The 8,456-nt window shown below is 72.5% G+C and carries 10 protein-coding genes; 3 read left to right on the top strand and 7 right to left on the bottom strand.

The window, feature by feature from the left end:
• Positions 1 to 276: 276 nt before the first annotated feature.
• The 3 genes from ACGF3C_RS21400 to ACGF3C_RS21390 form a co-directional block, all read right to left on the bottom strand.
• Positions 277 to 921, bottom strand: coding sequence for a response regulator transcription factor (locus tag ACGF3C_RS21400; RefSeq protein WP_357232227.1), 645 nt, complete (start codon positions 919 to 921; stop codon positions 277 to 279).
• Complete coding sequence (locus ACGF3C_RS21395) at positions 912 to 2,093, bottom strand: sensor histidine kinase (protein ID WP_393224455.1); 1,182 nt, start codon at positions 2,091 to 2,093, stop codon at positions 912 to 914. Before ACGF3C_RS21395 ends, ACGF3C_RS21400 begins: the two co-directional genes overlap by 10 nt.
• Before the next feature lie 142 nt (positions 2,094 to 2,235).
• The gene (locus ACGF3C_RS21390; RefSeq protein WP_355009991.1) at positions 2,236 to 3,018 is read right to left on the bottom strand and encodes a DedA family protein; all 783 of its coding nucleotides are present in this window, start codon (positions 3,016 to 3,018) and stop codon (positions 2,236 to 2,238) included.
• On the opposite strand from ACGF3C_RS21390, the gene ACGF3C_RS21385 reads away from it, so the two are divergent.
• From ACGF3C_RS21385 to ACGF3C_RS21375, 3 genes are all read left to right on the top strand, one after another.
• A complete protein-coding gene (locus ACGF3C_RS21385; protein WP_393224453.1) occupies positions 3,017 to 3,799 on the top strand; it encodes a carbon-nitrogen hydrolase family protein in 783 nt (260 codons plus the stop codon). The genes ACGF3C_RS21390 and ACGF3C_RS21385 overlap by 2 nt on opposite strands.
• A gap of 114 nt (positions 3,800 to 3,913) precedes the next feature.
• Positions 3,914 to 4,354: a VOC family protein gene (locus ACGF3C_RS21380; RefSeq protein WP_357232217.1), complete on the top strand. Its 441-nt coding sequence runs from the start codon at positions 3,914 to 3,916 to the stop codon at positions 4,352 to 4,354.
• 44 nt (positions 4,355 to 4,398) lie between these two features.
• Positions 4,399 to 4,899 (top strand): DinB family protein, encoded by a 501-nt coding sequence (locus tag ACGF3C_RS21375; RefSeq protein ID WP_357232214.1) that lies wholly within the window; start codon positions 4,399 to 4,401, stop codon positions 4,897 to 4,899.
• A 71-nt stretch (positions 4,900 to 4,970) separates the two neighbouring features.
• Here ACGF3C_RS21375 and ACGF3C_RS21370 read toward each other — a convergent pair whose 3' ends face one another.
• The 4 genes from ACGF3C_RS21370 to ACGF3C_RS21355 all read right to left on the bottom strand — a co-directional run bounded on the left by ACGF3C_RS21370 (position 4,971) and on the right by ACGF3C_RS21355 (position 8,452).
• Positions 4,971 to 5,612, bottom strand: coding sequence for a histidine phosphatase family protein (locus tag ACGF3C_RS21370; RefSeq protein WP_357232211.1), 642 nt, complete (start codon positions 5,610 to 5,612; stop codon positions 4,971 to 4,973).
• A 33-nt stretch (positions 5,613 to 5,645) separates the two neighbouring features.
• Positions 5,646 to 7,103, bottom strand: coding sequence for a serine/threonine-protein kinase (locus ACGF3C_RS21365; RefSeq protein WP_393224450.1), 1,458 nt, complete (start codon positions 7,101 to 7,103; stop codon positions 5,646 to 5,648).
• 99 nt (positions 7,104 to 7,202) lie between these two features.
• Positions 7,203 to 7,406, bottom strand: a complete 204-nt coding sequence (locus ACGF3C_RS21360) for a hypothetical protein (RefSeq protein ID WP_238668377.1) — start codon at positions 7,404 to 7,406, stop codon at positions 7,203 to 7,205.
• Between the two features lie 2 nt (positions 7,407 to 7,408).
• Positions 7,409 to 8,452: a substrate-binding domain-containing protein gene (locus tag ACGF3C_RS21355; RefSeq protein ID WP_357230667.1), complete on the bottom strand. Its 1,044-nt coding sequence runs from the start codon at positions 8,450 to 8,452 to the stop codon at positions 7,409 to 7,411.
• Positions 8,453 to 8,456: the final 4 nt, after the last annotated feature.

Raw genomic sequence — 8,456 nt, 5'->3', positions numbered from 1 at the left:
TCGGGCGGCCGGCCGGTGGTACTGCGATCGTCAGGGTATGTAACGACCCCGGCCCGGCCATGATTCCGGCCCACGCGTGCGCCCGGCCACACCCCACAAACCGACAAACCACCCACACGACACCGGGCTCCACGCCATCGGACCAGCCCTCACCGGGTTGATCCACTCGGGTTCACGGAAGGCGGGGCATCCCGGATGCCCGGACACCCCGACATCAGGAAACCCGAGTCGATCATGCGTGGCCGGCCGCGGTGCCCTGCCCACAGCCTGGGCGGGTCAGGAGCCCAGGTAGCGCAGGATTGCGAGGATTCGTCGGCTGTAGCCCGTTGTGTGTGCGAGGTCGAGCTTGTCGAAGATGGCGTTGACATGCTTCTCGACAGCGCTCTGCGATACGTGCAACCGCTGGGCGATGGCGAGATTCGTGTGCCCCTGGGCCATCTCGTGCAACACGTCCCGTTCCCGCGGCGTGAGCCGACCGAACGGGTCGGGACGGTCCGAGCCGGCCACCACCTGACGGACCACTTCCGGGTCGAGGGCGGTGCCTCCGGCGGCCACCCGGTCGAGGGCGTCGAGGAAGTCGTCCACCTGGGCGACCCGGTCCTTGAGCAGGTAGCCGACCCCCTCGGGACGGTCCGCGAGCAGCCTCCCGGCGTAACGCCGCTCCACGTACTGGGAGAGCACGAGGACGCCGGTATCGGGCCACCGGCGACGGATCTCCAGGGCGGCCCGCAGCCCGTCATCGGTGTGGTCGGGTGGCATCCGGACGTCGGTGACGACCACGTCGGGACGGGATCGTCCGACCGCCTCGACAAGCTGGTCGGCGGTCCCGACCGCCGCGAGCACCTCGTGCTCCTCGTCGGCGAGCAGCCGCGTCAGGCCCTCCCGGAGCAGCGTCGAGTCTTCGGCGAGGACTAGGCGCACGGCAGCTGCGCCAGCACGGTCGTCGGACCGCCGGCTGGGCTGGTCACCAGAAGTCGGCCGTCCAGCGCGGCGACCCGTCGCGCCAGCCCGGACAACCCACGTCCGGTCGGTTCCGCGCCGCCGACGCCGTCGTCGTGTACGCGCATCCGGATCCACCCATCCCGTACTCCGATTTCGACAGTGACCAGGGTAGCGGCGGCGTGCTTCGCGGCGTTGGTGAGCGCCTCGCAGGCGACGAAGTACAGCACCGTCTCGACCTGCCGCTCGGGGCGGACCGGCAGCTCGCAGCGGATTCGCACCGGCACCTCGGATCCGCGGGCGACGATGGCCAGGACCTCACCCAGATCGCTGTCGTCCAGCGCTGACGGGTAGACCCGCCACGCCACCTCGCGCAACTCTTCGATGGCCCGCTGCACGTCCTCGTGTGCCTGAGCGAGCAGTGCGTGTGTGCGGTCGGCGTCGCGGGCGCGGCGGGCCCGGCCGAGCAGCATGCCGAGGGCGACCAGTCGCTGTTGGAGGCCGTCGTGCAGGTCGCGTTCGATGCGCTGCCGTTCGGCGTCGACAGCGGCGATGACTCCGGCCCGACTGGTGGTCAGCTCGTGGACCCGGCGGGTCAGCTCTGCCCGACTTCCCGCGCCGAGCAGTCGTCGCGCCAGCCAGATGTCCAGTGCGGCGATGCTGGCGACGGCCTGAACGTTGAGCAGTAACAGCACCGCCCCGACGGCGACCTGGGACAGGGCGTCGAGAACAGTCAGCTCCCCGCGCACGGCCGCGCGCAGCACGATCCCGGCCAGCACCACACCGACGCCGAGCACGGCGTACGCCAGCAGGCCGAGCGCGCCGGGCAACAGTCGCGCGGCCAGGTAGCCGAGCTGCCGCCGGGTCGCCGCGGTGGTCGGCACGGGCAGATCCTGCGTGGCGAACAGCCCGGCGAGGCGGCGGTGTTCCATCCGCATGAGCCGCCCGCCGTACCTGCTGGTCAGGCCGGTAACCCGACGGCCCGCCGCAGGCGCGACCGCGGACACACCGCAGGCTGCGATCGCGACGGCGAGGAAGGCGAACTCGACGGCGGACGTCGCGATTCCGACGGCGACACCGAGCGGCAGCCGGAGCCGAAGCAACCACCTGCCGGTCTGCCGCTCCCCCACCACCTCGCCCGCCTTCCGCAGCAAGCCTGCTCCCCCTTGCGCCGCTTCGTGCGACGTGCCCGCAGGAAACGTCGGCGCGATGTGGGGCGTCACGTGACCCGTCCGCACGCGACGCCGGTGCAGTCTGGGGTGCAGAGCAAAGGAACAAGCAAACCAGAAGGGCTGGCTAGCGCTCGTCCGACGCCCACGATCCGCTTCGGTAGAGGGTGCCGCGACCGCCCGGGTCGGGCATCCCGTTCAAGGCACCCTGCTCGGGTTCGGTCGGCTCGGGGTCGCGGGCAGCGCGGCGGGCCTTCAGCACGCGGGACCCGACGAACCAGGCGGCCGCCGCCGCGCAGACGACGATCACCACCTTCTGGAGCATGCCGGCGTAGCCCTCGACGAGATGCCAGTTGTCACCCAGCAGGTAACCGGCGAGCACGAACGTGGTGTTCCAGATCAGGCTGCCCAGCGTGGTGTAGAGCAGGAACGTGCTCACCGGCATCCGCTCCACCCCCGCCGGGATGGAGATCAGGCTTCGGAAGATCGGGATCATCCGGCCGAAGAAGACGGCCTTCACACCGTGGCGCAGGAACCACGCCTCGGTCCGGTCCACGTCGCTGAGCTTGACCAGTGGAAGCCGGGAAACGATGTTGCGCATCCGGTCGCGTCCCAGCGCCGCGCCGATCAGGTAGAGCGCGAGCGCACCCACCACCGAACCCAGCGTGGTCCAGAAGATCGCACCGACCAGACTCATCCGTCCCTGTGCGGCGACGAACCCGGCCAGCGGCAGGATCACCTCACTGGGGATCGGCGGGAAGAGGTTCTCCAACGCCACTGCCAGGCCAGCGCCCGGTCCGCCGAGTCGTTCCACCAGGTCAGTGACGTAGCCGACGATCCCGTCCTGTGGTGGCTCCGCTGCGGCGGCGGGGGTTCCGGTGGCGAACACGGCGTGGGACGTTCGAATCATGCGCCCACGTTACGAAGTCATCCTGAGAGCCGACCATGGGGCCGACCGCCCGGCCGCGCGGGTCGGCCACACCGGTGGGGGTGCGGAAAGCCGCACCCCGCTGCGGCTCGCGGTGGTCCAGCCGCCGTGCGTACCCCTGGACGTCGCGGCAAACGCGCGGGCGCACGCCGCCGCGGTCCGCGCGGCGCGCGCCCGGGTGGTGGTCTTTCCGGAGCTGTCGCTGACCGGGTACGAGTTGGACGCGCCGGTCGTGTCGGTCGACGACCCGCGGTTGGCGCCGCTGGTCGAGGCGTGCGCCGAGGCGGGTGCGCTGGCCCTGGTCGGTGCGCCGGTCACCGGCGACCACATCGCGATGCTGGCGGTGACCGGTGGCGGTGCGACGGTGGCGTACCGGAAGATGTGGCTGGGGGACGCGGAGGCCCGCCGGTTCCGGCCCGGCGACACCCCGGTCGTGCTCGATGTGGACGGTTGGCGGGTGGGGCTGGCGATCTGCAAGGACACCGGCGTGGCCGCGCACGCGGACCGGACGGCCGCGCTCGGGATCGACGTGTACGCGGCGGGCGTCCTGGAGTCGGCCCGCGACGCCGCAGTGACAGACCAGCGGGCGCACCGGATCGCCGCCGCGCACCGGGTCTGGGTGGCGGTGGCGAGCTTCGCCGGGTCGACCGGCGGTGGCTACACCGAGGCGGCGGGGCTCTCGGGCGTCTGGACGCCGAAGGGCGAGGTGTACGCCCGGGCGGGCACCGACGCGGGTGAGTCGGTCAGCGTCAGCATCGGCTGACTGGGAGTCTCCGTCGGACCCGTCCCCTAGCGTGGACAGTGTCATCGACACGTGGAGGAGCGCATGGCAGAGCCCACGACGACAGAGACGGTCCGCTTCGGGCAGGATCGGTTCATGAGCGCCGTCCCCTCCCGACTGTCCGTGGTCACACTGGGAGCACGCGACGTCGCCGCGCTGCGGTCGTTCTACCGGTCGTTGGGGTGGCCCGAGCTGCCGGCCAGTGACGACCGCTGGTCGGCCTTCCTGCTGGGTGGTGTGCTGTTCGCGCTCTACCCGCTACCGGAGTTGGCCGCCGAGGCTGCGCCGGGCGTGCCGCCGCCGGCCGGTGGCTGGTCGGGGGTCACCCTGGCCTGCAACGTCGACAGCCCCGAGCAGGTCGACGCGGCCTTCACGGCGGCCGTCGCGGCGGGGGCGACGGTGGTGGCGCAGCCGACCGACCGGTCCTGGGGTGGGCGCTCCGGCTACATCGCCGACCCGGAGGGCAACCGGTGGGAGATCGCCTGGGCGGGCACCGCCCGCTTTGACGAGCGCGGCGCTCTTCTCTCCTTCGGTTGAATGTGCTGTTTGCGCGGCGGCAACGACCTTGGAATGCTTCGGGAATGACCTCCTTTCCTCCGACCTTCGCCGCTGATGTCGTCGGCCAGTCAGCCCAGACGCAGTTCGAGGCGTTCATCGACGAGCACCGCAGAGCGCTCAACGGCTACCTGGACGGGCTGACCGAGGAGCAGGCGCGGCGGTCGTTGGTGCCGTCCCGGACGACGCTGCTGGGTCTGGTGAAGCACGCCGCGTTCGTGGAGAAGGTCTGGTTCGACGAGGCCGTCACCTGCCGGCCCCGCTCCGAAATCGGCATCCCGGCCACGCCGGACGAATCGTTCATCCTAAACGACGGCGACACGATCGCCGCCGTCCAGCGCGCGCACCGGGAAGCCTGCGAAGCCTCCCGCCGCGCCACGTCCAGCCTGGGCCTCGACGACCTGCTTCGCGGCAACCGGCGCGGCCCGCTGCCGCTGCGCTGGGTCTACCTGCACGTGCTGCGCGAGATGGCGCAGCACTGCGGGCACGCGGAGATCCTGCGCGAGCAGATCCTGGCCGCCGAATAGCGTCGCCCCATCCGCCCGTCCGCCCGCCGCCGTCCGAGACACCGAACTCGGTCCGGCCCGGCGGTACTGGATCACGCTCTGGCCCACCCCCCGGTGTCGGCGAAGCGACGCAGCGTCCAGCGGGCCGGCGGCCAGCCGCCGGGGTCGTGGTCGGTGGTCCATTCGGTGATCGAGGCCGGGGGCACGTCCAGGTCGAACGCCCGGAAGACCGGCTGCGCGCCGAGCGCGTGGAAGGCGCCCTCGACGGTTTCGCTGTGGCCGACCAGGACCACTGTGGAGCCCCGGTGCCGGTGGGCGATCTCCATGATCGCGCGGCTGACGCGGACCACCAGTTCGGCCCAGCTCTCGTTGCCCTCCTCGAACGGTCGGAACACGCCGCCGCCCGCAATCGCGTGGTCGGTACGGAAGAGGGAGGTCGGCAGGCCGTCGGCGTACGGGGGTGTGTGCCAGGTGCAGAGACCACAGTCGGCCACGGGCCGGACGCCGAACGCCGCGCCGATCGGTTGCGCGGTCTCGACCGCCCTGCGCAGCACGGACGAGTAGACCGCCACCGGCCCGTCGGCGGCGATGTCGCCGGTGAGCCGGTTGGCCAGGTCGTGTGCCTGCTCGTGGCCGAGGGCGGTGAGGCCCCGACAGCCACGTGGCCCACCGATGACTCCTTCGAGCTGGTGGACCGACTCGCCGTGTCGCACGAAGATCAGACGTGTCCGCATCGGGACATCATGCCAGCGGTATCGACGGAGGTATCAGTCGTCCGTACGGCTGGTGGAGAACGTGCCGGTCCGGGCGAGCAGAGCGTCCAGTTTCTCGCCCGTCTGCGCTGGTAGGCGGTCCCGCCGCACCAGCTCGGCGATGCGGTCCCGTAGGTCGGCGACGCGCTCGGCGCGGTCCCTGGTGCGGCGGTTGAGGTCGGCCAGGTCGTCGCGCAGGTCTTCGGCGGTCTTCCGGTCGATGTCGTCGCGGGCGACCGCGGTGGCGAGGATGGCGGCGAACTCGCTGCTCACCTCGCGGAAGCTGACCGGTACCTGCTGCCCGACGGTTGAGGGCGCGGTGCTGGCGGCGGAGGGTGGCGAGGACGGTGCGGCCGGCGTCGGCGAGTGTGTCGTGGGCGCGGGGGCCGGGGAGGAGGTCGACGGCGCGGCGGCGACCTCGGTCGGGTCGGGTGTGCCCGGATTGCCGAGCGGATTCTGCGCGATGAGGGCGCCGACGCCGATCAGCACGGCGAGCACGGCCGCGACGAGCACACCGAGGGGCCGACGCGACCGGCGTCGGGGCGGTGCGGCGGTCGCCGGGACGGGGCGGGCCACCACCGATCTGTCGATCAGGGTGGGCGGGTGGGCGGCCGGCCGGATGCGCAGCAGCTCGGTGGGCGGCTCGACCGGCTGACCGGCACCGAATCGGCGGGCCAGATGCGCGGCGCTCGGCCGGTCGGCCGGGTTGGCGGCCAGGCAGGCCACGGTCAGCTCGGCGATGTCGGCGGGAAGGCCGGGCACTCGCAGCGGCGGCACCGGGGTGCCGCGCCGGTGCACCTCCAGCGCGTCCTCCCAGCTCTGCACGGGTAGCGGCGCCCGCCCGGTGAGGGTGCGGTAGAGCAGTGCGCCGAGGGCGTACACGTCGCTCGCCGGGTCGGGCGGGCCGGCGGTCAGCCGTTCCGGGGCGAAGTAGGCGGGGGTGCCCATCAGCGGTTCGCCGGACTGGCTGTCGAGGCCGCCGAGCGCGGCGATGCCGAAGTCGAGCACCTTGGCGCCGGTGTCGGTGAGCATGACGTTTCCGGGCTTGACGTCGCGGTGCACGACGCCGATGCGGTGCGCGGCGGCCAGCGCGGCGGCGATCTGCCCGGCCACCCGGACCGCCTCCGGCCAGGGCAGCGGCCCGGTCCGCAGCCGGTCGGCCAGGTTGTGGCCGTCGACGAGCTCCATCACCAGGTACGGGACCACGACGCCGCCGGCCAGTGTCGCTTCGGCGTAGTCGTACACCTGGGTCACGTGTGGGTGGGTGAGCCGGGCGGCCGCGCGGGCCTCGCGTTGGATGGTGGCCCGCAGTTGTGGGTCGGTGGCGAACTGCCCGGCGAGCACCTTGATCGCCACCGGCCGGCCGAGCACCTCGTCGTCGCCACGCCACACCTCGGACATGCCACCGAGACCGATCCGCTCGTGAAGTACGTAGCGGTCGTGGAGGCGGAGAGTGGGCGTGAGCGGCGACATAACTTCACCAGTCTGCCTGGCAACACCGCAGTCGACCACTCTGCGTGCCCGGACCCACACTGTTCGTCCCGTGCGTACCGGAATGGGATTGGTGCGGGGTCAGGAGCAGCGCGGGGTGCCGGGCAGCGGTCGCGGTTGGATGCGGTCGGCGAGCCGGCGCAGGGCGAGGGCGGTGGCCTGCCGGGTCGGGGCGAGCAGGGCCCGGCGGGGGTGTTCGACCTGGACCGGCGCGTCCGGTCGGGCCGAGTTGACGTGCCGGCTCATGGCGTCGAGCGCGGTGATGTATCCGGTGGGAAGTTCCATGGTCAACTCCTTGGGACCGGTCCGGTGGATTCCCGGACGACGAGTGCGGTGGGCAGCAGCACGTGACCGGCCGCGGCGTCCGCGGGCGGGTCAAGCAGCAGCTCGGCGGCGATCCGGCCCTTCTCCTCGGCCGGTTGCCGGACAGTGGTGAGGCCGGCAGCGGCGGCCTCGGGGACGTCGTCGAAGCCGGTCACCGAGACGGGGGGACGATCATGGGCCGGCCGTGCGGCCAGGGCGTCCAGCACACCGAGCGCGAGGACGTCGGAGCCGGCCAGCACGGCGGTCGGCGGTGCGGGTTGGTCGAACAGCCCGGCGACGGCTGCGGCTGCCGCCGGGCGGCTGTTGCCGGGGACGTTGACAAGTGTCAGCTCGGCCCAGCCGACGCCGACCTCGGCGAAGGCGTCGGCGAACCCGCTGAGCCGACCTCGGGTGGTCGGATGCGGCACCTGGTCGACCCCGGCCACTGTGAGCGGGCCGGCCGGCGCGTCGGGCAGCACGGAGTCGGCGAGCAGCGCCACCCGACGGTGCCCGAGCCCCGCTACGTGCGCGGCGGCGCTGCGTGCGGCGGCCCGCTCGTCGATGCCGACGAACCGTTCGTCGGTGCCGGCGTCGTCGCGGGCGGCGGTGCTGACGAACGGCAGCCCGCGTTGGCGGATCACGTCCAGGGCCCACTCTTCGTCGGCGACGCAGTAGACGCAGAACCCGTCGACGGCGGCGTTCTCCACCGCCTGCCGGGCGTCGGTCACCGCCGGTGGCAGCGGCACCAGCAGCATGCTGGTGCCGTGCCGCTCGGCCGCCGCGCCGACACCGGCGAGGAAGCGGACCGCGAACGGGTCGGTGAAGGCGTACGACAGTTGCGAGGTGAACAGCACGCCGATCGACCCGACGAAACCTCGGCGCAGGGAGCGCGCGGTGGGGTTGGGGCCGGGGTACCCGAGTTGCCGGGCGGCGTCCAGGATCCGCTCGCGCAGGGCGGCGGAAAGCTGGTCGGGGCGGCTGTAGGCGTTTGACACGGTGCTGCGCGAGACGCCGACGGCGTCGGCCACGGCT

This window comes from Micromonospora sp. NPDC047762 (genome assembly GCF_043204655.1).
Classification (GTDB): domain Bacteria; phylum Actinomycetota; class Actinomycetes; order Mycobacteriales; family Micromonosporaceae; genus Micromonospora.
The sequence above is the reverse complement of the archived record's forward strand: the minus strand, read 5'-3'. Positions and strand labels throughout refer to the sequence as shown.

What these genes read in the sequence shown, in the direction of transcription:
- ACGF3C_RS21385 (WP_393224453.1), top strand. Translation starts at nt 3,017, where the DNA reads ATGCGCCCACGTTACGAAGTCATCCTGAGAGCCGACCATGGGGCCGAC.
- ACGF3C_RS21390 (WP_355009991.1), bottom strand. Translation starts at nt 3,018, where the DNA reads ATGATTCGAACGTCCCACGCCGTGTTCGCCACCGGAACCCCCGCCGCC.
- ACGF3C_RS21380 (WP_357232217.1), top strand. Translation starts at nt 3,914, where the DNA reads ATGAGCGCCGTCCCCTCCCGACTGTCCGTGGTCACACTGGGAGCACGC.
- ACGF3C_RS21375 (WP_357232214.1), top strand. Translation starts at nt 4,399, where the DNA reads ATGACCTCCTTTCCTCCGACCTTCGCCGCTGATGTCGTCGGCCAGTCA.
- ACGF3C_RS21370 (WP_357232211.1), bottom strand. Translation starts at nt 5,612, where the DNA reads ATGCGGACACGTCTGATCTTCGTGCGACACGGCGAGTCGGTCCACCAG.
- ACGF3C_RS21365 (WP_393224450.1), bottom strand. Translation starts at nt 7,103, where the DNA reads ATGTCGCCGCTCACGCCCACTCTCCGCCTCCACGACCGCTACGTACTT.
- ACGF3C_RS21360 (WP_238668377.1), bottom strand. Translation starts at nt 7,406, where the DNA reads ATGGAACTTCCCACCGGATACATCACCGCGCTCGACGCCATGAGCCGG.